The sequence below is a fragment of the Pseudomonas sp. PDM10 genome (assembly GCF_014852295.1).
GTDB lineage: Bacteria > Pseudomonadota > Gammaproteobacteria > Pseudomonadales > Pseudomonadaceae > Aquipseudomonas.
In genome coordinates, this window is record NZ_JACVBJ010000002.1 from 335500 (window position 1) to 358717 (window position 23218).

Below are 23218 nucleotides of genomic sequence, written 5' to 3' on the forward strand. Positions count from 1 at the left end.
AGAAAATGCTATCGATCGCCGACGGCATTTTCTATCGCTTGAGTGCGTCGCCGGTTGTGACACACTTTGTGCTTCACATACATGAACGTCACAAGGACGAACCATGACGCCACTGATCATCGCCGCTGCTCAATCGATCTCCATCGCCGGTGACCTTGCTGCAAACATTGTGTGGCATCAGCGCTTCATGCAAGTTGCCGCGGAGCAGGGCGTGCAATTGCTGGTGTTCCCGGAGTTATCGCTGACCGGGTACGAGCGTGGGCTTGCGGCTGAATTGGCCATTGCGCCAGATGCCGAGGTCCTGCAACCGCTACGGGATTTCGCGCGGGAAGTCGGTGTGACGACAGTCGTCGGGATGCCGATTCGCCTGTCGGAGGATTCGCCCGTATTGATTGGGGCGCTGGTGTTGGGCGCTGATGGATCGCTCGGGATCTACAGCAAGCAACATCTGCATCCAGGCGAAGAAGTGGCATTTGCACCGGGAACCGGCGGTTCGACCCTGACCGTAGGTGCCGATACGGTCGCATTGGCGGTGTGCGCGGACTTCTCTCACGCCAGTCATGCCGCCGCAGCGGCGCAGCAAGGCGCCGATCTCTACGCGGCGGGCGTGCTGATCACGGAAAACGGCTACGCCCCGGATACCGCGTTGTTGCTAGGCTACGCCAGCGCTCATTCGATGACGGTCCTGATGGCCAACCATGGCGGTGCAACGGGTGGCTGGGAATCGGCAGGACGCAGCGCGATCTGGGCGTCGGACGGTTCGCTGATTGCGGCCGCACCGGGTACGGGTAACCTGATGGTCGTCGCTCGACGCAACGCTGACGGCTGGAAAGGGCAAACAGTGGAGGTTGCGCAGGGTGATGGTATTTAATTTACGCCCGGCGACATCCCGGGACCTCGACTTCGCTCGTGAACTGACCCGCAACAACATGCTCCGCTATTACATACAGCACGATCTGCTGTGGCAGGACGAAGGGTTCGACGTGGGCTGGAGCGGGCGCGAGAACTGGTTGATTGTGAGTGGCAGTACGGTGCTGGGCTTTTTCAGTCTGAGTCGTGACGCCAAAGCCCTGTACATCCGCGAATTGCACGTCCTCGAAGCGTTTCGAGGGCAGGGCGCCGGTTCCTGGGCGATTGATCAGGTCTTCGCCATGGCGTGCAAGGAACGGCGTCCGGCATTGCGTTTGACGGTATTTGAAAATAATCCCGCGCAAGCGTTGTATAAGAGAAAGGGGTTGAAGGTGGTCGGTACAGACGCGTGTTTCCTGAGAATGCAGCGTGATATCGATGCCTCGCCCGGCTGAAACACGCATACGACAAGCCTTTCAAGATGTATTGAAACTTTTTATATGATGCTTGCCGCTAGGTCTGCCAGTTGCTTTTTGCTAAGGTGTCGGCAACCCAATAAGACCATTTCGCGAGGTGTCTGCTTGATTAGGGTGCTAGTAGTCGATGATCATGATCTCGTTCGTACAGGCATTACACGAATGCTGGCTGACATCGATGGCCTGCAAGTAGTCGGCCAGGCTGAGTCAGGCGAAGAATCCCTGCTCAAGGCGCGTGAGTTGAAACCCGATGTGGTGCTGATGGACGTCAAGATGCCCGGCATCGGCGGTCTTGAAGCCACACGCAAATTATTGCGCAGTCATCCGGATATCAAAGTCGTCGCGGTCACCGTGTGCGAAGAAGATCCGTTTCCGACGCGGTTGTTGCAGGCAGGGGCCGCGGGCTATCTGACCAAGGGCGCCGGGTTGCCGGAAATGGTCCAGGCCATCCGCCTGGTGTTTGCCGGGCAGCGCTACATCAGCCCGCAAATTGCACAGCAACTGGCGATCAAATCCTTCCAGCCGACCAATGATTCGCCTTTCGACGCCTTGTCGGAGCGGGAAATCCAGATCGCGCTGATGATTGTCGGCTGTCAGAAGGTCCAGATCATTTCCGACAAACTGTGTCTTTCGCCAAAAACCGTGAACACTTACCGTTACCGCATTTTCGAAAAGCTTTCGATCAGCAGTGATGTCGAGTTGACGCTGTTGGCGGTTCGTCACGGCATGGTCGATGCCAGCCTCTGAAAATGACTGAAGTCTTCGATCCAAGCGCCTTTCTGTCGACGGTCAGTGGGCGTCCCGGTGTGTATCGCATGTTCGACAGCGAGGCGCGCCTGCTCTACGTCGGCAAGGCCAAGAACCTCAAGAATCGCCTGTCGAGTTACTTCCGCAAATCCGGTCTTGCGCCCAAGACCGCGGCGCTGGTCGCGCGTATCGCTCAGGTCGAAACGACGATTACGGCCAATGAAACCGAAGCCTTGTTGCTTGAGCAGACGCTGATCAAGGAGTGGCGTCCGCCCTACAACATCCTGCTGCGCGACGATAAATCCTACCCTTACGTCTTTCTCTCGGATGGTCAGTTCCCTCGCTTGAGCATCCATCGCGGTGCAAAAAAGGCCAAGGGCAAGTATTTCGGCCCTTATCCCAGCGCCGGTGCTATTCGTGAAAGCCTGAGTCTGCTGCAGAAGACGTTTTTCGTTCGTCAGTGCGAAGACAGCTATTACAAGAACCGCACGCGTCCTTGCCTGCAATACCAGATCAAACGCTGCAAGGCGCCCTGTGTCGGGCTGGTGGAGCCCGAGGTGTATGCCGAAGACGTACGACACTCGGTGATGTTCCTTGAGGGGCGCAGCAATGCGCTGACGGATGAGTTGTCCGCAGGAATGGAAGAGGCGGCGATCAACCTCGAGTTCGAGCGTGCGGCCGAGCTGCGCGATCAGATTTCATTACTGCGCCGGGTCCAGGACCAGCAAAGCATGGAAGGCGGGACGGGCGATGTCGACGTGATCGCAGCGTTCGTCAATCCGGGTGGTGCCTGCGTTCATTTGATCAGTGTGCGAGGCGGGCGAGTGTTGGGGAGCAAGAACTTCTTTCCGCAGGTGGGTATTGAAGAGGACGTTTCTGAAGTCATGGCGGCGTTTCTCGGCCAGTACTTCATCAGCAGTCCCGAGCGCGACTTGCCCAGCGAACTGATCGTCAACGTGGTTCACGAAGACTTCCCGACCCTGATTGCGGCCATCGATGAGCTGCGCGGTCGCGAACTGACCATCAGTCATCGGGTTCGGGGTACGCGAGCACGCTGGCAACAGTTGGCGGTCACCAATGCCGAGCAGGCCCTGGGAGCGCGACTGGCTAACCGTCAACACGTTGCTGCACGTTTCGATGCCCTGGCGGAAGTGTTGAATCTGGATGAGCCACCACAGCGCCTGGAGTGTTACGACATCAGTCACTCCAGCGGCGAAGCGACCGTGGCGTCCTGCGTGGTTTTCGGCCCCGAAGGTCCGATCAAGTCAGACTACCGTCGCTACAACATTGAAGGCGTCACCCCGGGCGATGACTACGCCGCGATGCATCAGGCCCTGACCCGACGCTTCAGCAAACTGAAGGACGGGGAGGGCAAGCTGCCGGACATTTTGCTGGTGGACGGTGGCAAGGGGCAGCTGTCCATGGCCCGCGACGTGCTCAATGAATTAGCCGTGCCTGATCTGATTCTGCTGGGCGTCGCCAAGGGCGCCACGCGCAAGGCCGGTTTCGAAACCTTGTATCTGAATGATGCTGCCCACGAATTCACCTTGCGCGGTGATTCCCCCGCGCTGCATTTGATCCAGCAGATACGCGACGAAGCTCACCGTTTCGCGATTACCGGGCACCGCGCCCGTCGTGGGAAAACTCGCCGCACGTCTACACTTGAGGGCGTTGCTGGCGTCGGACCGACACGTCGCCGCGATTTGTTGAAACATTTTGGTGGATTGCAGGAGCTGTCTCGTGCCAGCATCGAAGAGATCGCCAAAGCACCCGGGATCAGTAAAAAGCTCGCAGAGTTGATTTATGCCAATCTGCACAGCGAGTAGAATGCCCCCTCACCTCGTAGCCAGTTGTGCCGATGAATATCCCTAATCTGATTACCGTACTACGCGTCCTGCTCATTCCGATCTTCATTTTACTGTTCTACCTGCCGTATCAATGGAGCTACCTGGCGTCCGCCTCGGTGTTCGCATTTGCCGCCGCCACAGACTGGCTGGATGGGTATCTGGCCCGCCGACTGGAACAAAGCACACCGTTCGGGGCTTTCCTCGATCCCGTGGCTGACAAGCTGATGGTCGCTGTTGCGCTGGTATTGCTGGTGCAAGAACATGGCAACCTGTGGCTCACACTGCCGGCCGCCGTGATCATCGGTCGCGAGATTGTCGTCTCGGCACTTCGCGAATGGATGGCCGAACTCGGCGCTCGTGCTCACGTCGCGGTGTCGAACCTGGGCAAATGGAAAACCGCCGCGCAAATGCTGGCGCTGGTGATCCTGCTGGCCAATCCGTCGGATTTCACGTTCTGGGTGCTGCTGGGTTATGCCTTGCTGCTGATATCCGCGGGCCTGACGTTGTGGTCCATGGTCCAGTATTTGCGGGCTGCCTGGCCGCATCTGAAGACCGACGTGGAAAAGAAATAAACTTTTTTGAATCAAGGGGTTGACGGGGCTTCTGGATTCTATAGAATGCGCCTCACCAAGACGCGGGAATAGCTCAGTTGGTAGAGCACGACCTTGCCAAGGTCGGGGTCGCGAGTTCGAGTCTCGTTTCCCGCTCCAATTGTTGTTCCACGGAGTTCCACTGAATTCCATGGAGAAAGAAAAAAGGACCTTCGGGTCCTTTTTTTGTTTGTGTTGTATTCCACTGACGTCTACTGCGTTCCAGCAGCATCCAGTGGTTTTAAGTCCATTTTCCTGTCTGTTTTTCGGCGTCTCTTAGGTCAAGACTTGTTCGCGAGGAAGCGACGGCCTGAAACTTACTTCATCAATGGCCACCAACTCGCCTGCTATCGAACGAGATGATCCTCGGGGATCAACTCTTCCAGCGAAACCGGAAACAGACTGCTCTGGTTCCGAGACTCTCCTTGGATGTAAGCCATAACGAAAAATGCTCCGTATCTTTCGACACGGAGCATTTTCTTTGAGCGCCCCTCGCAGATTGCTAGGTATTCACACAGTCTGCGAGGCCTCTTTTTTCATTGATGCGGTCAGTGTTTGTGCGCAAGCGGGTTCGCCGTCCTCAGCTCGGGCTCGGTCAGCGGTGTCGAACGGACAATCACACTGATGATGGTTAACGCCGCAATCACCAACCCCGGTGAGGTCGCCAACAATACCCCGGTGGTGCCGGCTCCAGCCGCCAGAATCTGCCCTGCGGCCAAGGGCCCGGCCACTGACCCCAGGCGCCCGATGGCCACGGCCGCGCCGACGCCGGTGGCACGCACCGAAGTTGGGTACGACGGCGGTGCCAGGGCGTAAAGCACCAGTTGCGCAGCCATCACAAACAACCCTGCGGCAAACCCGGCGATGCCCATCGGGACAATGCCCACCGACAGGCCGACTCCGGCCAGCGCCACCAGCAACCCGGTATAGACAAACAGCACGACCTTGATGCCGTTACAGCGATCCAGCAGCAGCCCGCCGAGCAGGGAGCCGAGGGCGCCGCCGATGTTGAACAGCATCTGGACCAGGCCAGCCTGGGGTTTGCTGAAGCCCTGTTCCAGCAGCAGTGATGGCAGCCAGTTGAGCAACATGTACATCACGGTCAGGGTGAAGAAGTAACTCAGCCACAACGCCAGGGTTACGCGAGCCCGGCCTTCGCCGAACAGTGCCTGGCCGGTTGAAGCGCGCGCCACATTGACAGTCCCTTGCTGCTGGCGAAAGGCGCTGGACTCGGGCAGCAGCAGGATCATCAGCGGCACCACCAGCAACGGTGCGAGACCGCCGATGATGAAGGTCGCCTGCCAATGATCGGTGAACAGCATGGCGACCACCGCCGCCAGTGCTCCACCCAACGGCACGCCGGCATACATGATGCTGATGGCGGTACCACGGCGTTGTTCACCCACGGCTTCGGCGCACAGGGCGATCAGGTTGGGCAGGGCGGCGCCCAGGCCCAGGCCGGTCATGAAGCGCGCCAACAGCAGGCTGGAGAAAGTGCTGACGTAGGCAGTGCTGAGCGAGAACACGCCGAACAGCAGCACGGCGCCGATGAGGATTTTCTTGCGACCGATGCGATCGGCAATCCAGCCGCCGAAGAAGGCGCCCGGCAGCAAGCCGATGATGCCGGCACTGAACACCCAGCCCATCATTTTCGGGTCCAGGGCAAAGGTCTGGCGCAGGCCCGCGGCGGCAGTACCGGCAGCTTGCAGGTCGAAGCCTTCAATCAGTGCAACGATAAAACACAGGGCGATGGTCAGCGTCGTACGACGTGATGGGGTGTCCATGGCGAACCTCATTTATTGTTTTTGTGGGTGTGCTGACGGATGAACGCGAGCCTGCTCGCCTCAAGCGACGATAGGCTGGAATTAAGATTAACAAAGATAACTAAAAAATGAACGGTCAAGGATACTTGGTGGAAAATGTAATTAACTCCATTTAAATCAATGTAATGGCGTATTGGCGAAGATGGATCTAAAAAATAGATAATAATATTAATGTTCGTTTATCGGTCATTATGGATTGACGCCGCCCTCAGCTCTTTCCATTCTCTGGTCTGAGATCCCTGGGGCAACCTTGGCGATCCCGTTCAAAAAACAACAACAATAAGTGGACATCGAACATGCCAACGCTCCCTTGGAACGCCCTTGCGGCGACTTCAGCCTTACCTGTTCGTGCACCTTGCCTGGTCCTGTTGGGCTTGAGTGTGATTGCCACTCCGGCGCTGGCCGAAGGCTTTATTGACGACAGCCACGGCACCTTGACCTTGCGCAATTACTACCTGGATCGCGACTACAAGGATGACGGGGCGAAAACCGCGACCAAGGAATGGGCTCAGGGTTTCATCATGAATGTGGAGTCGGGCTTTACCTCCGGGACTGTCGGCTTCGGCCTGGATGCCCGCGGGTTGATGGGGGTGAAGCTGGACTCGTCGCCGGACCGCAGCGGCACCGAGTTGCTGCCGGTGTCCAGCAGCGACAAGCGCGCGGCGGACGAATATTCGCGCCTGGCCATGACCGCCAAGATGCGTTTTGCCCAGACCACGGTGAAGACCGGTGATGTGTCGATCTTCCTGCCGTTCGCTTTCGCCAGCCCGTCGCGGCTGTTGCCGCAGACTTTTCGCGGCACCACCCTCAGTTCCAAGGACATCGAGGGACTGACCCTCAACACCGGCTACATCGATCGCATCAACAAGCGTGATTCCACGGACTACCAGCCGATGAGCATCGCCTCGCCGAACCGGCGTTTCAACGGCGCGGCCACTTCATCGCACATGGCCTATGTCGGCGGCGATTATCAGGTGAACAAGGACCTCAGTCTGCGTGCCTATCACGCCGAAGTGGCGGACCTGTACCAGCAGAACACCCTGGCCTTGCTGCACAATCTGCAGTTGGGCGAGGGCACGCTGACCACCGATCTGCGCAGTTTCTTCAGCGACGAAGATGGCAGCGCCAAGGCTGGCAAGGTGGACAACCGCAACCTGTCGGCGCTGTTCGGCTATCGCTTCGGCGGTCATCGCCTGAGCCTGGGTTATATGCATGCCAGTGGAGATACAGCGACGCCTTATGTGTCGGGCACCGAGTTGATGGGCATGAGTGAGCTGACCATGAGTTCGGACTTCCTCAATGCCAAGGAGCGGACCTGGCAGGCGATGTACGACTATGACTTTGTCGCCGCCGGGGTGCCCGGGCTGAAGAGCCGGCTACGTTATGTGCGCGGTGACCATATCGAGCTGACGGCACTGAATGCCGACGACCGTAAGGAGCGAGAATTCCAGATGGAACTGGGGTATGTCATCCAGAGTGGCCCGCTGAAGAACGTCGGGCTGATGGCGCGCAAGTCGATCTATCGCAATGACTTCCCCACCGGCGCGGCATTTCGCGATGAAAACCAGACCCGCTTTCTGGTGCTCTACACCGTACCGATCTGGTAAGTCGTTTTACCTGCCACGAGGCCGGCCGTTCCCCCCAGGAACGCGCCGGCGTTGGCGTTTCAGGCCTGATAGACCTTCTTCAGCAGCCTGAGCAGTTCTTCGCGTTCCTGGCTGTCGAGGTTGGACGTTGCATCCATGTCGCTCTCGGCCGCGATCAGTTTCAGCTCCTTGAGCAGGGCCTCGCCGGTCTTGCTGAGGAAAATCCCATAGGAGCGCTTGTCCGGTTTGCAGCGCACCCGCACCGCCAGTGCCCGGCTTTCCAGTTTGTTCAGCAGCGGCACCACTTGCGGTGGCTCGATGGTCAACGCCTTGGCCAGGTCGGCCTGCATCAGCCCGGGATTCTGGTCGATGATCGCCAGGGCCGAGAACTGCGCCGGTCGCAAGTCATGGGCCGAGAGCCGGCCAATGAGGTTCTGGAACAGTTTCAGCTGCGCCCGGCGCATGGCGTAACCAATCAGATCGTCCAGGGCGGAATCCAGCGGCGCCTGGGTTTCGGCGCTGTCGGCAGGGGCCTCGGGGGCGGCGGCAATCTTGGAAGACTTGGCCATTGCAGGGTGAATCCTCAGGCTGGCGGTTAAGAAGACTATCTAGTTTGCCGAGATTGGCCGGGGATAGCCATGACCTCTTTCAGATCTCTGGGCGTTGCGCCTGTTTCAGCGACGAAAAATATTCGGTTAATTTCATTAATGGTTAATTGACATAACTAATATTGGGGTTTAGTTTTTACCCATCGTCAAGTCAAGAACAAGAGAGCAACGCCATGAGCAATTACGAAGGTCGCTGGACAACCGTCAAGGTCGAGATCGAGGAGGGCATCGCCTGGGTCATCCTCAATCGTCCGGAAAAACGCAACGCCATGAGCCCGACATTGAACCGCGAAATGATCGACGTTCTGGAAACCCTGGAGCAGGATCCAGACGCCGGCGTACTGGTGCTGACCGGTGCGGGCGAAGCCTGGACCGCCGGCATGGACCTCAAGGAATACTTCCGCGAAGTCGACGCCGGCCCGGAAATCCTTCAGGAAAAAATTCGTCGCGAAGCCTCTCAATGGCAATGGAAACTGCTGCGTATGTATGCCAAGCCAACCATCGCCATGGTTAACGGTTGGTGCTTCGGTGGCGGTTTCAGCCCGTTGGTGGCCTGCGACTTGGCGATCTGCGCCGATGAAGCGACCTTCGGCCTGTCGGAAATCAACTGGGGCATCCCGCCAGGCAACCTGGTGAGCAAGGCCATGGCCGACACCGTGGGCCATCGTCAGTCGCTGTACTACATCATGACCGGCAAAACCTTTGGCGGGCAGAAAGCCGCCGAGATGGGCCTGGTCAACGAGAGCGTACCCCTGGCGCAACTGCGTGAAGTGACGATCGAGCTGGCGCGTAACCTGCTGGAGAAAAACCCGGTGGTGCTGCGGGCGGCCAAGCATGGCTTCAAACGTTGCCGCGAACTGACCTGGGAGCAGAACGAAGATTACCTCTACGCCAAGCTTGATCAGTCGCGCCTGCTGGACACCGAAGGTGGCCGCGAGCAGGGCATGAAGCAGTTCCTCGACGACAAGAGCATCAAGCCCGGTCTGCAGGCTTACAAGCGCTGAACCCCGGCATTGAATCAGGGCGAGCTGGCCGGGCGATCGAGCGTCTGCCAGCTGTTCGCCCCGGCGCCCAGGCGCTACTGTGAGCCCCTCGAACGTATTCCCGATAAAGACAATAAAGAGGAATCACCATGCTGGACGTGCCCCTGCTGATTGGCGGCCAGTCGTGCCCCGCCCGAGACGGACGTACTTTCGAACGGCGTAATCCGGTGACCGGCGAAGTCGTGTCGCGGGTTGCCGCCGCCACTCTGGAAGATGCCGATGCTGCGGTCGCCGCGGCTAAAGCGGCATTCCCCGCCTGGGCGGCCCTGGCCCCCAATGAACGACGCACCCGGTTGTTGCGTGCTGCCGAACAGTTGCAGGCCCGCAGCGCGGAATTCATTGCGGCGGCCGGCGAGACTGGCGCCATGGCCAATTGGTACGGTTTCAATGTGCACCTGGCGTCGAACATGCTGCGTGAAGCGGCGTGCATGACCACTCAGATCACCGGCGAAGTCATTCCCTCCGATGTGCCCGGCAGCTTCGCCATGGCCTTGCGTCAACCCTGCGGCGTGGTGCTGGGCATCGCGCCCTGGAACGCTCCGGTGATCCTCGCCACTCGCGCCATCGCCATGCCGTTGGCCTGTGGCAACACCGTGGTGCTCAAGGCGTCGGAACTGAGCCCGGCGGTGCACCGGCTGATCGGCCAGGTGTTGCAGGACGCAGGCCTCGGGGACGGCGTGGTCAACGTCATCAGCAATGCGCCCCAGGATGCCGCGGCGATTGTCGAGCGGCTGATCGCCAACCCGGCGGTGCGTCGGGTCAACTTCACCGGCTCGACTCATGTCGGGCGCATCGTCGGTGAATTGTCGGCGCGTCATCTCAAACCGGCGTTGCTGGAACTGGGAGGCAAGGCGCCGTTCCTGGTGTTGGAGGATGCCGACCTGGATGCAGCGGTGGAGGCTGCAGCCTTCGGCGCCTTCTTTAATCAGGGGCAGATCTGTATGTCCACCGAGCGCCTGATCGTCGATGCCAAAGTAGCCGATGCCTTTGTCGCCAAACTCGCGGCGAAGATCGCCACCTTGCCCGCCGGCAACCCCAACGCCGAAGGTTCGGTGCTCGGTTCACTGGTGGACAGCAGCGCTGGTGAACGCATCAAACTGTTGATCGACGATGCCCTCGACAAGGGCGCAACCCTGGTCACGGGTGGTCAGCTTGCGGGCAGCATTCTGCAGCCGACCTTGCTCGACGGCGTCACCGATGCCATGCGCCTGTACCGCGAGGAGTCCTTCGGCCCGGTGGCGGTGGTGTTGCGCGGCGAGGGCGATGAAGCACTGCTGCGCCTGGCCAACGATTCCGAGTTCGGTCTGTCGGCGGCGATTTTCAGCCGCGACACTGGCCGTGCTCTGGCCCTGGCTCAGCGGGTCGAGTCGGGCATTTGCCATATCAACGGTCCGACCGTGCACGACGAAGCGCAGATGCCCTTCGGCGGGGTCAAGTCCAGCGGCTATGGCAGTTTTGGCGGCAAGGCGTCTATCGAGCATTTCACCCAGTTACGCTGGGTGACCTTGCAGAACGGCCCGCGGCACTACCCGATCTGAGCATCCGCCGCACCGTCGGGCAAGCGAACGCTTGAGAGCAATCGTTGCCCGTGTGCAGGCAGACATAACAATAAAGAGGCTGCAGCCACTGGCTGCCATGCCCCGGTTGAACGCATTTCTGCGAGCCGGTGGCGTGCCTTGATGGAGAGCAAGCACGTGAGTTCCGAATTCAGATCGACACGCCAGATCGAAGCCAACGCACCGCGCTATCGCCAGGTGTCCATCGGCAATCCTGCGGTCGAGGTCAGCGAAGAGCAGGGCATCCTGCATATGCGCTCCCTGGAACCCTTGGCCAAGTTGCCTGCACGTTTGCTGGATCGCTTGGTGCATTGGGCCCATGTGCGCCCGCAACAGACCTTTATCGCTGCTCGCCAGAACGGCGGCGACTGGCGCCGGGTGAGTTACGCCGAGATGCTGACCAGCGTCCGTGCCATTGCCCAACGCCTGCTCAGCTATGGGCTTTCGGCCGAACGACCGCTGGCGATCCTCTCGGGCAACGACATCGAGCATTTACAGATTGCCTTGGGCGCGATGTATGCCGGGATTCCTTACTGCCCGGTTTCTCCTGCCTATTCGCTGTTGTCCCAGGATTTCGCCAAGCTGCGGCATGTCTGCAATCTGCTGCAACCGGGCCTGGTGTTCGTCAGCGACGCCGCGGCCTATCAGCGGGCGATCGATGCGGTGCTGCCGGCCGAAACGCCGCTGATCACCGTGCGTGGCCAAATACCGGGCCGCCGTCAGACGAGCTTTGACAGCCTGCTGGAACAGCCCGGCGGTGCCGAGGCCGATTGCGCCTTCACGGCCACCGGACCGGACAGCATCGCCAAGTTTCTGTTTACCTCCGGCTCGACCAAACTACCCAAGGCGGTGATCACCACCCAGCGCATGCTCTGCGCCAACCAGCAGATGCTGTTGCAGACCTTCCCTGTGTTCGGCGAAGAACCTCCGGTGCTGGTGGACTGGCTGCCGTGGAATCACACCTTCGGGGGCAGCCACAACGTCGGGATCGTGCTGTACAACGGCGGCACTTTTTATCTGGACGACGGCAAACCGACTGTCCAGGGGTTTGCTGAAACACTGCGCAACCTCAAGGAAATATCACCCACCGCGTACCTCACCGTGCCCAAGGGCTGGGAAGAACTGGTCAACGCGCTGGAGCAGGACGGCGAGTTGCGCGAACGTTTCTTCTCGCGCATGAAACTGTTCTTTTTCGCCGCCGCCGGTTTGTCCCAGCGCGTTTGGGATCGCCTGGACCGGGTTGCCGAACTGCATTGTGGCGAACGCATTCGTATGATGGCCGGGCTCGGCATGACTGAGGCGGCACCGTCCTGCACGTTCACCACCGGGCCATTGTCCATGGCCGGCTACATCGGCCTGCCGGCACCCGGTTGCGAAGTGCGGCTGGTGCCGGTGGACGGCAAGCTGGAGGGGCGTTTTCGCGGGCCGCACATCATGCCGGGTTACTGGCGCGCGCCGCAGCAGACCGCCGAAGTGTTCGACGAGCAGGGTTTCTACTGTTCCGGCGACGCATTGAAACTGGCCGACGCCCGCGATCCACAACTGGGGCTGATGTTCGACGGGCGCATCGCCGAGGACTTCAAACTGAGCTCCGGCGTGTTTGTCAGCGTCGGCCCGTTGCGCAATCGCGCGGTGCTCGAAGGTTCGCCCTATGTTCAGGACCTGGTGGTGGCCGCGCCGGACCGTGAGTGCCTGGGTGCACTGGTCTTTCCCCGTCTTTACGAATGCCGACGTCTGGCCGGTTTGAGTGCGCACGCCAGCGATGCCGAAGCCTTGGCCAGCGCGCCGGTGCGAGAATGGTTCGGCGATTGGCTGCAACGGCTCAACCGCGACGCCACCGGGAATGCCAGCCGCCTGGAATGGATCGCGCTGCTCGACGAACCCGCCTCCATCGACCGCGGTGAAATCACCGACAAGGGCTCGATCAACCAGCGCGCGGTGTTGCAGTGGCGCGCCGACAAGGTCGAGGCGCTGTATCGCGGCGAAGAACCTTCCATCTTGCGTGCCGGACCTCTGCCATGAGTGGAGTGGGGCAGTATTCGAGCTTTGGCGATGTGGCCATTTTCGAAGCACTGCGCACGCCTTGGGTCGATCTCGGCGGGGCCTTGGCCCAGGTTTCGCCGATCGACCTGGGGATCAAGGTCGGGCGCGAGGTGCTGGCCCGCGCCGCTATCGATCCATCTTTGGTCGATAGCGTGTTGGCTGGCTCCATGGCTCAGGCCAGTTTCGATGCTTACCTGCTGCCTCGGCATATCGGCCTTTATAGTGGCGTGCCGCAAGAGACTCCGGCACTGGGTGTGCAGCGCATCTGCGCCACTGGTTTCGAACTCTTGCGGCAGGCCGCCAGGCAGCTGGATGACGGCGTGCAGTTAGCCCTGTGCGTGGCGGCTGAATCCATGTCGCGCAACCCCATTGCCGCCTATACCCACCGCAGCGGTTTCCGGCTCGGTGCGGGCGTGGAATTCAAGGACTTTCTCTGGGAAGCCCTCTACGACCCGGCCCCGGGCGTAGACATGATCACCACCGCCGACAACCTGGCCCGGCGGCACGGCCTGAGCCGCGAAGAGGTGGATCGTTACGCCCTCGACAGCCATCAATTGGCGCTGCAGGCCCAAGCCGATGGCTGGTTTGAGCCGGAGCTCGTGGCGCTCGGCAATGAGCGTTTTGAACTGGCCGGCTATCAGCCACGGAGTATCCAGTTGCCACGGGGCGTAGACCGCGTGACTCGCGATAGTCATCCGCGACCCACCGATCTGGACGGCTTGGGCCGGTTGCGGGCGGTGCATGCCGGCGGTGTGCAAACGGCCGGCAACAGTTGCGCGGTGGTCGATGGCGCGGCGGCCGCGCTGGTGGGGCGAGCGTCTGCGGCCCGGCGTCCGGCGTTGGCCCATTTGCTGGCCAGTGCCGTGGTGGGCGTGGCACCGGAATTCATGGGGATAGGGCCTGCGCCAGCCATCCAGCTGCTTCTGCAACGCAGCGGTTTGGCCCTTGGTGAAATCGGCTTGCTGGAAATCAATGAGGCTCAGGCCGCTCAGGTATTGGCTGTGGCCCAGGCGCTTGAACTGGACGGTGATCGGCTCAACCGGCGGGGCGGCTCGATTGCTTTGGGGCATCCCTTGGCCGCCACGGGTTTGCGCCTGGTGCTGACCCTGGCCAGGCAATTGCGCGAGGGCAATCTGCGTTATGGCATCGCCGCCGCGTGTGTCGGTGGCGGGCAGGGCATGGCTCTGCTGATCGAAAACCCGGCGTATCAAGGCTGAGGTTAACCCCGAGGCCTTTGTTGTAGTCAGCCCAATCCTGGCGTCACCGTCTTGCGTTACTATGCAGACCCACCTTTCTGGAAGTTGCCTGGATGAGTAAGCCCGGTCAAACGGTGCTGGTCGCGTTGCGCAAGATGATCGCCTCGGGCGAGCTGGCGGCTGGCGAGCGCTTGATGGAAATTCCCACAGCAGAGTTGTTTGGTGTCTCGCGAATGCCGGTGCGCATGGCGTTCCGCACGCTGGAGCAGGAAGGCTTGCTGGTGCGCTTTGGCGGGCGCGGGTTTCAGGTGCGTTCGGTCAGCCCCGATGACATTGCCGGCGCGGTTGAAGTGCGAGGTGTGCTCGAAGGCCTGGCGGCGCGTCAGACCGCCGAGCGCGGGCTATCGGACGAGGCCCGGGCGACCCTTGAACAGTGCCTGATGCAAGGTGATCAGCTGTTCGACAAGGGGTTTGTGACCATCGAGGACCTGGAGGTCTATCACGACCTCAACATGCGTTTTCACGAAGTGATTGTCGAAGGCAGCCACAACCCGGCGATCGCCGACGCACTGGCGCGCAACGATCATTTGCCCTTCGCTTCGGTTACAGCCCTGGCAGTGGACCGCAACGACATGGTCCGGGAATACCGACGCTTCAACTACGCCCACATGCAACACCATTCGGTGTTCGATGCCCTGGTCAACCGCCAGGGCGCGCGTGCCGAAGCGATCATGCGCGAGCACGCCAACGCCACGCTGCGCTATGCCGAGATCTTCGGCTCAGCGACGGCTGAAGAGCGGATGAAGGTCATTCTCCGCTCGGAATAGGCGCGGCTCTTTCAGATATCCAGCACCAGCAGCGGCGTTTTCGAGCGCGAGCAGCAAGGGGTGAATTGGTCGTTGCAGGCCTGTTCATCCTCGGTGAGGAACAGGTCACGGTGTTCCGGCACGCCCTCGAGAACCCGAGTCAGGCAGGTGCCACAAATACCCTGTTCGCAAGAAATGGCGATCTCGATGCCCTGGTTTTGCAGCACCTGTACCACGCTCTTGTCGGCCGGCACCTCGAAGACCTGGCCGCTGCTGGCGACCTTGATCGAGAAACTGCCATCGGCGCCAGTGTCGACAGGGGTGGCGGCGAAGTACTCGCGATGCAGGCATTGCTCCTGCCAGCCTTTAGCCTTGGCCGTGTCCAGCACATGCTGCATAAAACCGCCGGGGCCACACACATATAAATGCACATCGTTCTGAGGTGTGGCCAGGACCTTGGCCGCGTCCAGCGCGGTGTCGGGTTCCTGATCGAAATGCAGGAATACCCGGTGGGCAAAAGGCGAGTGTTGCAGGCGTTCGACAAAGGCCGCGCGCTCCCGCGAACGGGCGCAGTAGTGCAGTTCGAAATCCGCACCGCTATGGGCCAGGCGCTCGGCCATGCACAGGATCGGGGTAATGCCGATACCGCCGGCGAAGAGCAGGCTGCGCCGGGCCTCATGCGCCAACGGAAACAGGTTGCGCGGCTCACTGATAGACAGCCGCGTGCCGGGCTGGATCTGCTCGTGCATGGCCAGTGAACCACCGCGAGAGGTCGGATCCTTGAGCACGCCAATCAGGTAGCGATGGCGTTCTTCGGGGTGGTTGCACAGGGAATATTGCCGGATCAGGCCACCGGGCAGGTGCACATCGATATGCGCGCCGGCGCTGAAGGTCGGTAGCGGTCGATCATCGACACTGGCCAGCTCGTAGCTGCAGATGTCCTGGGCTTCGTTGTTGCGGGATACCACCAGCACTTCGATCATGCCATTGACTCCTGCGGGGCTCGTTCCTCGGCGATCAGGCGCTCCAGAATACGGCGCGACTGCACACCGCCGGCGTCGATATTGAGCTTGAGCAAGTTGCGCTGGGGATGGCTGAGCAGGTTCTGTTGCTGGCGTTCGAGCATCTCCAGGTCCTCGCTGAAAATCTTCCCCTGACCCTCGCGAATGCTCGCGGTCAAGGCTTCATCCTGCGGGTTGAAATTGCGCGCCATGCCCCAGAAGTACCAGATCGAGGTTTCGGTTTGCGGCGTGATGAAGTCGACGACGATACTCGACGCCTTGAACTGATGGGGGGCGTGATAACCACCTTTGCCGGCATGGGCCACACCGACTTCGATCAGCACATGACTGGGCGGGATGAAGCGGCAGATCTGCCAGCGGTCCACGGGTACATCGTCGGCCAGATTGTTGCCGCGCAGGGCCATGCGCCAGAAGGGCGGGGCCATGATGTTTTCCAAGTGGCGGGCAGTGACCACCTCGTCGCCGTCGACCGTGGTCACCGGCGGTGCTTCGTCGATTTCCTTTTGGCCGATGCTGGACGCGTGAACGTAGGTTTCGTGAGTCAGGTCCATCAGGTTGTCGATCATCAGGCGATAGTCGCACTGGATGTGGAACAGGCCGCCACCATAGGCCCACTCGTCGCTGACCGCCCATTCCAGATGATGGATCAGCGCCGGGTCGGCCAACGCCTGATCGCCGGGCCAGACCCAGATAAATCCGTAACGCTCGACCACAGCAAATGTCTTGTTGCACGGAAAGCCGCGAACCCGCTGCCCGGGCATTTCCACGGTCTTGCCGTCGCAGCCCATCACCAGGCCGTGATAGCCGCACACCAGATTGCCGTTTTCCACATAGCCCAAAGACAGCGGTGCACCGCGATGAGGGCAGAAGTCCTCGACCGCTGCAACCTGGTTTTCCTGGCTGCGATAGAAAACGATTTTTTCGCCGCAGATCTGCCGCCCGAGGGGTTTTTGCGCAATTTCATCGGGGGTGCAGGCGACATACCAAGTGTTTTTTGGGTACATGAAAAAATCTCCAAGTCAGCGCTTGTTTTTGTTTTAGTGGATCCATTAGGCGATAAGTTGATCCTGCGCGTCAACCACTGTCTAATGGATTTTATGCGTATTTTTAGGACTAAAAAGCATGGTTCGCTCAAGGCAAATTTATTTTAATGCAATCAATGGATCCATTAATTGGTGTTCATGTACAAAAAAACCACCGGCGACGGTTTCTTCGTGAGTGACAGAAGTGGGTGGTTTGGGAGAGTGCTTGGGGGGCGCCAGACTCTAAGGGCATAAGGTGGTGAATCCTTGAACTATCCATTTTCGGCACAAATGAGCGTTCTACTGTGAGGCCGGAATGGAACTTGCGTGATGTCAGGCCTGTAAGCCTTGGAACTGATGAAGGTTGGGTCAATGAACAATAATAATGTGCTGATACCACCGGCCTCAGTGGCTGTCCGATCGGCGTTACCCATCCAGCGTTTTCTGACCAGCGACATCGATGAGCACGCCCGGAATTTGGGCGGCTGGCAAGTTCGCTACGATCAGTTAACCCCGGGACGCTTTGAAGGTGAGCTGATCGAGTTCCGTTCGGACTGGATGCAACTGGTGCGCGACCGCTCTAATCAGGCCATGACTAAAAGTGGCATGGCCTGGAAAGGTGCAATCACCTTCAGCATACCTTTGAGTGCCCACGGCTCGGTCTATTGCTCGGGGCATCCGATTCACGAGCTCAGCCTGTTAGTCGCTCACGGTGAAAATCTTCCCGAGTTGCGCACGCCGCAGCAACTTGATTTGCTTGGGGTGGCGATTGAAGAAAAGGCACTTGAGCATCTCCTGGAGCGTCAGGGCAGTCACTTTCGAATTACCGATCTTCCCAAGTGTTACCGTTTGGGCAACTCCTCTGTGCCCGCTGAGCTCGCTGCGCTGTTCGATGAACTGTCGGCCTGCGATCAGCAGCGTGATGCGTTGCTTGGGTATGACTCGATCCGCCGTGGCATACGCGATGCGGTGATGCTGCACTTGCTGGAATTGGTTGCGCCGGATCAAGCCCCGCCACTCAATCCCACGGCACGCAAAAGGATGGTCGATCGGGCTCGCGAGTATGCGCTCGGCCACCTCGACGAGCCGCTGTCGATTCTTGACCTGTGCAATCACATAGGCGCCAGCCGGCGCAAACTTCAGTACTGTTTTCAGGAAACCCTGGGAATCAATCCGGTGGCGTATCTGCGGGCGTTACGCCTCAATGCAGTGCGCCGCGAACTGCGAAAGAGCACTCAATCCCATGGGGTACAAGAAGTGGCAGCACGCTGGGGTTTCTGGCATTTGAGTCGTTTCTCCAGCGATTACCGAACCATGTTCGGTGAAAGCCCTTCACAGACTTTGCGTCGCACCCAACTCTGCTGAAATCGGATAACCCGTCTACTGCACTGCTTACTAGGATGGCCCACACCACTTGATGGGAGGGGCATTCGATGATTCATAACAATAATTCAAGCGTCAGAACCTTCACGTTGTTCACATTGGGGCTGCTTGGTTTCTGCGCCACCGCTCATGGCACCGAGAACGGCGCGCCGACCACGGCTGTCGGTGTTTATGATTTCGGCGCGGGGATGATGCCGCCGGCAACACCTTTCGGGACCCTGGGTCTGCGAACTTCGTTTTACTCGGCCAACGTTCAGAAGGACCGCCACGGGCGCTCACTCGACAACAACTTCTCGCTGGACGTGCTGTCGATCGGCGTCGCGTACATGCGGATGACGGATCACACCGTATTGGGCGCCAAGTATGGTTTCGGCGTGGTGGTGCCGTTCTTCAAAATGGACGCTTCAGTTAAGGTGCCGACGCCGGTCGGGCCGTTGAGCCTGGAAGCCGACCCCTTTCGAATGGCCGACGTGCAATTGTTGCCATTGATCTTGCAGTGGAACCTGTCGCCGAATCTGTTCATCAACACGCAGCTGCAGATCCAGACACCCACCGGTGACTACGACAAGAATCGTCTGGTTTCACCTGGCCTCAATCACTGGACGTTCTCGCCGATCGTCAACGCCACCTACATCACCGACAGTGGCTTCGAGGTTTCTTCAAGCTTTGAAGTCGACGTCAATACGCGTAACCACGCGACCGATTACAAAAATGGTGTCGAGTACCGTCACGAATTCGCCGTCGGCCAGCACGTAGGGCCATGGACCGTGGGGCTGGGCGGTTACTACTACCGCCAGTTCACCGATGACGATGCACCGGGTCTGGAGGCGGGCAACCGCGCGCGGGTCCTGGCGATTGGTCCTGCGGTGAGCTACTTCAAACCGGGGTTGCCACCTGTCTGGCTGCATGCCTACAAGGAGCATGACGCCAGCAATCGTGCCGAGGGCTACACCGTGGCTCTGCGTATTTCTCAAAGTTTCTGAGGGGCTTGTCATGAACCAATCACGTTCTGTTTCAGCTGCTGCCTCCTCTTCGCCACGTCAGGCCAGTGGGCGACGTGAAGGACTGGTGCTGATGCTTGGCAGCAGCCTGACCATCATGGGCGCGGTGATGGTCGCTCCAATATTGCCCAAGCTTGGCGCCGAGTTCGGCCCCCTGGAACCCCAGGCTAACTTGCTGGTGCCTTTGGCGGTCACCGGGCCGGCGCTGGCGATAGCACTGTGCGCGCCCCTGGCCGGGTGGTTGGCCGATCGGGTCGGGCGCAAGACTTTGCTGGTGATTGCAACCTTGCTGTACGCCTTGCTCGGGGCCGTGCCGGCAGTGCTCGATGACTTGTCGGCCATCGTCGGCGTGCGTCTGTTGTTCGGTTGTACCGAAGCCGCGGTGATGACCTGCTGCGCCACCTTGATTGCCGACTATTGGCAGGGCGAGGAACGGCTGCGCTACATCAATCGGCAAGTGGTGACCATCGGCCTGGTGGGCTCGCTGTTCTTTGTGGTGGGCGGTGCATTGGGTGAGCATTCCTGGCGTCTGCCGTTCTTGCTGTACCTGCTGCCGCTGTTGCTGGTGCCGGTGATGATGAAGGTGTTGTGGGAGCCTGCGACCGGCAAGCAACAGGTCGAGGAGCGCGATCAGGGAAAGGTCGCAGTGTTTCCGTTGGTGCTTGGTTATCTGCTGATCCTCAGCGGTATGGTTTTGAGCTTCATCGTGCCGATTCAGGCACCGATTCTGCTGGTCAGCCTGGGGATTACCTCAAGCACGATGATCGGGCTTTCGGCGGGTTTGAGTCTGCTGGCGACCTTGGGTGGTTCGTTGATGTGGCCGCTGTTGCGTAGACGCATCGGTATCGCCGGTTGCAATGCGCTGCTGCTGACATTGCTGGGGCTTGGGCTCTGGCTGTTGATGCGCGGGCAAAGCTACAACGCTGTACTGGTGGCGGTGCTGATTCACGGTCTGGGCGCCGGGCTTCTGGTGCCCAACGCGATGGCGCCAGTGATGAATGCCCTGAGTGCCAATACCCGTGGTCGTGGGTTGGGAGGATTTACCGCTTTTCTGTACTTCGGTCAATTTGTCAGCCCGCTGGTGGTGGCACTGATCAATGCTTTCTCGGGCGACCTGAGCCATTCCATCGAATGGCTGGCGTTCGCCAGTTTTGCCTCGGCACTGGTCTGGGCGCTGGCCGGCATGCAAGCGCGACGAAAAGCCGTCGCCAGCACTTTCGAATCGAGTCATTCGTAATTTTAAAGGGAGAGATGGGTATGCAAGGCATCCAGAACTTGCTGGACAACGAGGACGCCACAGGTCTGGCCGAGTGGGTCAGACGTGGTGAAGTTCTACCCTGCGAGCTGCTCGAGGCGGTGATTGATCGCATCGAGCTGGTTGAACCGCAGCTCAACGCGGTAGCCGAGCGGCTGTACGATTCGGCTCGTCAGGCGGCACGAGAGTCGCAGCCCGTGGAAGGCGTGTTTGCCGGTGTCCCGACCTTGATCAAGGATCTGTTTTCTCCGGTCAACGGCGCGGCGATGACCAATGGTTCGCGGTCCCTGGGAGGGTTTCGGGCGGATTTCGAATCTGAAATCGTGACGCGTTTGCGCCGTGCAGGTTGCCTGATTCTCGGTACCAGTACCTCCCCGGAGTTCGGGACGTCTTACTCCACTGAGTCAGCGCGATTTGGCGCCACGCGCAATCCCTGGAACATCGCCCATAGCGCGGGTGGTTCCAGTGGCGGCGCGGCAGCCTTGGTTGCGGCGAGAGTTGTGCCCTTCGCCCATGGCAACGATGGGGGTGGCTCCCTGCGAGTCCCTGCGTCCTGCTGCGGGGTGTTCGGACTCAAACCGAGTCGCGGGTTGCTACCTTCAGGCCCGATGGTCGGTGAGGGCTGGGCCGGGATGGGGACCCCGCACGCAATTACCTTGTCGGTACGTGACAGCGCCGCGTTGTTGGATGCCACGGCCGGCATTGATTTGGGTGCCCCTTATGCCGCGCCCATGCAGACGCAGCCTTATGTCGCAGCACTGGAGCGTGATCCACGGCCGTTGCGTATTGCGTTGGTCGAGCAATTGGGACCTTGGCCAACCTCTACAGAAAGTATCGATGCCGTGCGCCAGGCCGCCAGTTTGTGCAAATCCCTGGGGCACCGGATTGAACCGGTCAGTTTGCCAGTTGTGTTGCCAGAGTTTCTCGATCAGGTATTCACAATCATTGGCGCAAGCACTCGCCACTATGTCGACGTATTGGGCCAGATGCGCGGTTTTGCGGTGCAGCCTGAAGAACTCGAAGCCCGGACACGGATCATTCTGCGCAGCAAGGGCGATGTCAGCGGCGCGCAGTATGCGGCGGCGGTGGAGTGGATTCATGCCTTGGGTCGCCAGTTGGCGGTGTTCATGGAGGATTACGACCTGATCCTCACGCCGACCCTGGCGCGTGAACCTATACCGATTGGTGAACTGGACCTTCAGGACGATCGCTTGAGCCTGGATGAGTTGATCGAACGCTACCACAGCTACTCGCCATTCACGGCGCTGTTCAACGCCAGCGGCCAACCGGCGATGTCGGTGCCTTTGTACTGGAGCGCTGCGGGCCTGCCCATGGGCGCGCATTTTGCCGGGCGCTTTGGCGAGGAAAGTACCTTGTTGGCATTAGCCGGGCAGCTTGAGCGTGCTCAACCATGGCGGGGGCGGGTACCACCGGTGAATGCCTGTCAGCGGTCAGCTTCAGTGCACCGATCAAGTTCGATGTTTGGATGAGTGCATAGTGTTTCCGGTAAGGCGGCTCTGTCTGGAGCCGCTTTGCAGGCATGCGCTCTGGGGCAATTGCCTGATGGACTGATGAGTAATTCAATCAAGTCGGCGACATAGCCAGGCTTGGGTCTGATACGGGAACTCAATAGTTTGATGCCCGCGCAGGGACGGGTGGGTCTGGATCAGGGCCTGCAATTGCTCGGCAACTTTCGCCTTCTCTGCGGGAGGTAGAGCGGCGATGAAACTCACCGACAAAAACCGGTCTATGATCACCTCCTGGGCACTGCCTGCATGTGCGTATGGAAAGCAGGTCACTTCGGGTTCAGAGAAGTAGCGCCCCGTGAAGGGCAATAGCCAGTCCCCGGTATGAAAGCGTGGGGTATCGGCTTCGTAGGGGGTAATGATCTTGGTGATGGCCGCCACCCAGTCCACCGACTCATCGCGTACGTTCCAGATCAGCCCGAGTCGTCCGTTCGGTTGGAGCACTCGATGGATCTCGGCCAGAGCCGTTTCAGTCGCGAACCAGTGAAAGGCCTGAGCGCATATCAGCGCCTGAGCCGTTCCAGATCCGAGCGGGATCGAATCGGCCGTTCCCTCCAGTATCCTGACGTCCGGCAGATTATGGGTAAACTCGGTTCGCATGGCCTCGACCGGTTCGACGGCAATAACATCGATGTCCATTGATTTCAGCAGTCGAGTGAACTTGCCGGTGCCGGCGCCCAAGTCGATGACCGTTGAGCCGGGATTTATGTCAAGCGTTTCCCTGAGCCACGTCTTAAGGTCGCTTGGATAGTCCGGGCGGCCATGAGCATAGGTACTGGCTTCTGTTGAGTAACCAAGCTGAGCAGCCTTATGAACACCTGTCATGATCAGCGACCTTT

The 23218-nt window shown here is 59.8% G+C and carries 20 protein-coding genes and 1 tRNA gene; 16 read left to right on the top strand and 5 right to left on the bottom strand.

Annotation, left to right across the window (positions count from 1 at the left end; genetic code table 11):
• Positions 1-103: 103 nt before the first annotated feature.
• The 6 genes from IB252_RS08055 (at position 104) to IB252_RS08080 (ending at position 4629) form a co-directional block, all read left to right on the top strand.
• Complete coding sequence (locus IB252_RS08055; protein ID WP_192408018.1) at positions 104-871, top strand: carbon-nitrogen hydrolase family protein; 768 nt, start codon at positions 104-106, stop codon at positions 869-871.
• Positions 861-1304 carry a GNAT family N-acetyltransferase gene (locus IB252_RS08060; protein ID WP_192408569.1) on the top strand — a complete coding sequence of 148 codons (444 nt, stop codon included), beginning with the start codon at positions 861-863 and terminating at the stop codon, positions 1302-1304. The genes IB252_RS08055 and IB252_RS08060 overlap by 11 nt, the downstream gene beginning before the upstream one ends.
• Before the next feature lie 126 nt (positions 1305-1430).
• Positions 1431-2072, top strand: coding sequence for a UvrY/SirA/GacA family response regulator transcription factor (uvrY, locus tag IB252_RS08065; protein ID WP_008015884.1), 642 nt, complete (start codon positions 1431-1433; stop codon positions 2070-2072).
• Between the two features lie 2 nt (positions 2073-2074).
• The gene (gene uvrC / locus IB252_RS08070) at positions 2075-3898 is read left to right on the top strand and encodes an excinuclease ABC subunit UvrC (protein ID WP_056741535.1); all 1824 of its coding nucleotides are present in this window, start codon (positions 2075-2077) and stop codon (positions 3896-3898) included.
• A gap of 32 nt (positions 3899-3930) precedes the next feature.
• Positions 3931-4491 (top strand): CDP-diacylglycerol--glycerol-3-phosphate 3-phosphatidyltransferase, encoded by a 561-nt coding sequence (gene pgsA, locus IB252_RS08075; protein WP_008150904.1) that lies wholly within the window; start codon positions 3931-3933, stop codon positions 4489-4491.
• A gap of 62 nt (positions 4492-4553) precedes the next feature.
• A tRNA-Gly gene (locus IB252_RS08080) sits at positions 4554-4629 on the top strand.
• Between the two features lie 428 nt (positions 4630-5057).
• Here the strand turns inward: IB252_RS08080 and mhpT are convergent.
• Positions 5058-6293, bottom strand: a complete 1236-nt coding sequence (gene mhpT, locus IB252_RS08085) for a 3-(3-hydroxy-phenyl)propionate transporter MhpT (protein ID WP_192408020.1) — start codon at positions 6291-6293, stop codon at positions 5058-5060.
• A gap of 335 nt (positions 6294-6628) precedes the next feature.
• On the opposite strand from mhpT, the gene IB252_RS08090 reads away from it, so the two are divergent.
• A complete protein-coding gene (locus IB252_RS08090; RefSeq protein WP_192408022.1) occupies positions 6629-7939 on the top strand; it encodes an OprD family porin in 1311 nt (436 codons plus the stop codon).
• Between the two features lie 59 nt (positions 7940-7998).
• Here IB252_RS08090 and IB252_RS08095 read toward each other — a convergent pair whose 3' ends face one another.
• A complete protein-coding gene (locus IB252_RS08095) occupies positions 7999-8487 on the bottom strand; it encodes a MarR family winged helix-turn-helix transcriptional regulator (RefSeq protein ID WP_063340120.1) in 489 nt (162 codons plus the stop codon).
• Between the two features lie 212 nt (positions 8488-8699).
• Between IB252_RS08095 and IB252_RS08100 the strand changes: the two genes are divergently transcribed.
• From IB252_RS08100 to IB252_RS08120, 5 genes are all read left to right on the top strand, one after another.
• Entirely contained in the window at positions 8700-9530 is an 831-nt protein-coding gene (locus IB252_RS08100) for a p-hydroxycinnamoyl CoA hydratase/lyase (protein WP_007895816.1), read from the top strand.
• A 128-nt stretch (positions 9531-9658) separates the two neighbouring features.
• Positions 9659-11107 carry an aldehyde dehydrogenase gene (locus IB252_RS08105; RefSeq protein ID WP_192408024.1) on the top strand — a complete coding sequence of 483 codons (1449 nt, stop codon included), beginning with the start codon at positions 9659-9661 and terminating at the stop codon, positions 11105-11107.
• A 156-nt stretch (positions 11108-11263) separates the two neighbouring features.
• Complete coding sequence (locus tag IB252_RS08110; RefSeq protein ID WP_192408026.1) at positions 11264-13147, top strand: feruloyl-CoA synthase; 1884 nt, start codon at positions 11264-11266, stop codon at positions 13145-13147.
• Positions 13144-14385, top strand: coding sequence for a thiolase family protein (locus IB252_RS08115; protein WP_192408028.1), 1242 nt, complete (start codon positions 13144-13146; stop codon positions 14383-14385). The genes IB252_RS08110 and IB252_RS08115 overlap by 4 nt, the downstream gene beginning before the upstream one ends.
• 92 nt (positions 14386-14477) lie before the next feature.
• A complete protein-coding gene (locus tag IB252_RS08120) occupies positions 14478-15191 on the top strand; it encodes a GntR family transcriptional regulator (RefSeq protein WP_007895809.1) in 714 nt (237 codons plus the stop codon).
• A gap of 11 nt (positions 15192-15202) precedes the next feature.
• On the opposite strand, the gene IB252_RS08125 is transcribed toward IB252_RS08120, so the two are convergent.
• Together IB252_RS08125 and IB252_RS08130 are read right to left on the bottom strand one after the other, a co-directional pair.
• Positions 15203-16153, bottom strand: a complete 951-nt coding sequence (locus IB252_RS08125; protein WP_192408030.1) for a PDR/VanB family oxidoreductase — start codon at positions 16151-16153, stop codon at positions 15203-15205.
• On the bottom strand, positions 16150-17196 hold the full coding sequence (locus tag IB252_RS08130) for an aromatic ring-hydroxylating oxygenase subunit alpha (protein ID WP_192408032.1): 1047 nt from the start codon (positions 17194-17196) through the stop codon (positions 16150-16152). Before IB252_RS08130 ends, IB252_RS08125 begins: the two co-directional genes overlap by 4 nt.
• A 390-nt stretch (positions 17197-17586) precedes the next feature.
• Here IB252_RS08130 and IB252_RS08135 point away from each other — a divergent pair, with 390 nt between their 5' ends.
• The 4 genes from IB252_RS08135 to IB252_RS08150 all read left to right on the top strand — a co-directional run bounded on the left by IB252_RS08135 (position 17587) and on the right by IB252_RS08150 (position 22343).
• A complete protein-coding gene (locus IB252_RS08135; RefSeq protein WP_192408034.1) occupies positions 17587-18579 on the top strand; it encodes a helix-turn-helix domain-containing protein in 993 nt (330 codons plus the stop codon).
• Between the two features lie 68 nt (positions 18580-18647).
• Complete coding sequence (locus IB252_RS08140) at positions 18648-19580, top strand: transporter (RefSeq protein ID WP_192408036.1); 933 nt, start codon at positions 18648-18650, stop codon at positions 19578-19580.
• Positions 19581-19590: 10 nt separating this feature from the next.
• Positions 19591-20835, top strand: coding sequence for an MFS transporter (locus IB252_RS08145; protein WP_192408038.1), 1245 nt, complete (start codon positions 19591-19593; stop codon positions 20833-20835).
• Between the two features lie 14 nt (positions 20836-20849).
• Positions 20850-22343, top strand: coding sequence for an amidase (locus IB252_RS08150; RefSeq protein WP_225607348.1), 1494 nt, complete (start codon positions 20850-20852; stop codon positions 22341-22343).
• A gap of 90 nt (positions 22344-22433) precedes the next feature.
• Here the strand turns inward: IB252_RS08150 and IB252_RS08155 are convergent, their stop codons facing one another.
• Positions 22434-23204, bottom strand: coding sequence for a class I SAM-dependent methyltransferase (locus IB252_RS08155; protein ID WP_192408042.1), 771 nt, complete (start codon positions 23202-23204; stop codon positions 22434-22436).
• Positions 23205-23218: the final 14 nt, after the last annotated feature.

What these genes read in the sequence shown, in the direction of transcription:
- IB252_RS08060 (WP_192408569.1), top strand. Translation starts at nt 861, where the DNA reads ATGGTATTTAATTTACGCCCGGCGACATCCCGGGACCTCGACTTCGCT.
- mhpT (WP_192408020.1), bottom strand. Translation starts at nt 6,293, where the DNA reads ATGGACACCCCATCACGTCGTACGACGCTGACCATCGCCCTGTGTTTT.
- IB252_RS08140 (WP_192408036.1), top strand. Translation starts at nt 18,648, where the DNA reads ATGATTCATAACAATAATTCAAGCGTCAGAACCTTCACGTTGTTCACA.
- IB252_RS08105 (WP_192408024.1), top strand. Translation starts at nt 9,659, where the DNA reads ATGCTGGACGTGCCCCTGCTGATTGGCGGCCAGTCGTGCCCCGCCCGA.
- IB252_RS08100 (WP_007895816.1), top strand. Translation starts at nt 8,700, where the DNA reads ATGAGCAATTACGAAGGTCGCTGGACAACCGTCAAGGTCGAGATCGAG.
- IB252_RS08135 (WP_192408034.1), top strand. Translation starts at nt 17,587, where the DNA reads ATGAACAATAATAATGTGCTGATACCACCGGCCTCAGTGGCTGTCCGA.
- pgsA (WP_008150904.1), top strand. Translation starts at nt 3,931, where the DNA reads ATGAATATCCCTAATCTGATTACCGTACTACGCGTCCTGCTCATTCCG.
- IB252_RS08155 (WP_192408042.1), bottom strand. Translation starts at nt 23,204, where the DNA reads ATGACAGGTGTTCATAAGGCTGCTCAGCTTGGTTACTCAACAGAAGCC.
- IB252_RS08130 (WP_192408032.1), bottom strand. Translation starts at nt 17,196, where the DNA reads ATGTACCCAAAAAACACTTGGTATGTCGCCTGCACCCCCGATGAAATT.
- IB252_RS08115 (WP_192408028.1), top strand. Translation starts at nt 13,144, where the DNA reads ATGAGTGGAGTGGGGCAGTATTCGAGCTTTGGCGATGTGGCCATTTTC.
- IB252_RS08125 (WP_192408030.1), bottom strand. Translation starts at nt 16,153, where the DNA reads ATGATCGAAGTGCTGGTGGTATCCCGCAACAACGAAGCCCAGGACATC.
- IB252_RS08090 (WP_192408022.1), top strand. Translation starts at nt 6,629, where the DNA reads ATGCCAACGCTCCCTTGGAACGCCCTTGCGGCGACTTCAGCCTTACCT.
- IB252_RS08055 (WP_192408018.1), top strand. Translation starts at nt 104, where the DNA reads ATGACGCCACTGATCATCGCCGCTGCTCAATCGATCTCCATCGCCGGT.
- IB252_RS08095 (WP_063340120.1), bottom strand. Translation starts at nt 8,487, where the DNA reads ATGGCCAAGTCTTCCAAGATTGCCGCCGCCCCCGAGGCCCCTGCCGAC.
- IB252_RS08145 (WP_192408038.1), top strand. Translation starts at nt 19,591, where the DNA reads ATGAACCAATCACGTTCTGTTTCAGCTGCTGCCTCCTCTTCGCCACGT.
- uvrC (WP_056741535.1), top strand. Translation starts at nt 2,075, where the DNA reads ATGACTGAAGTCTTCGATCCAAGCGCCTTTCTGTCGACGGTCAGTGGG.
- IB252_RS08150 (WP_225607348.1), top strand. Translation starts at nt 20,850, where the DNA reads ATGGGTATGCAAGGCATCCAGAACTTGCTGGACAACGAGGACGCCACA.
- IB252_RS08120 (WP_007895809.1), top strand. Translation starts at nt 14,478, where the DNA reads ATGAGTAAGCCCGGTCAAACGGTGCTGGTCGCGTTGCGCAAGATGATC.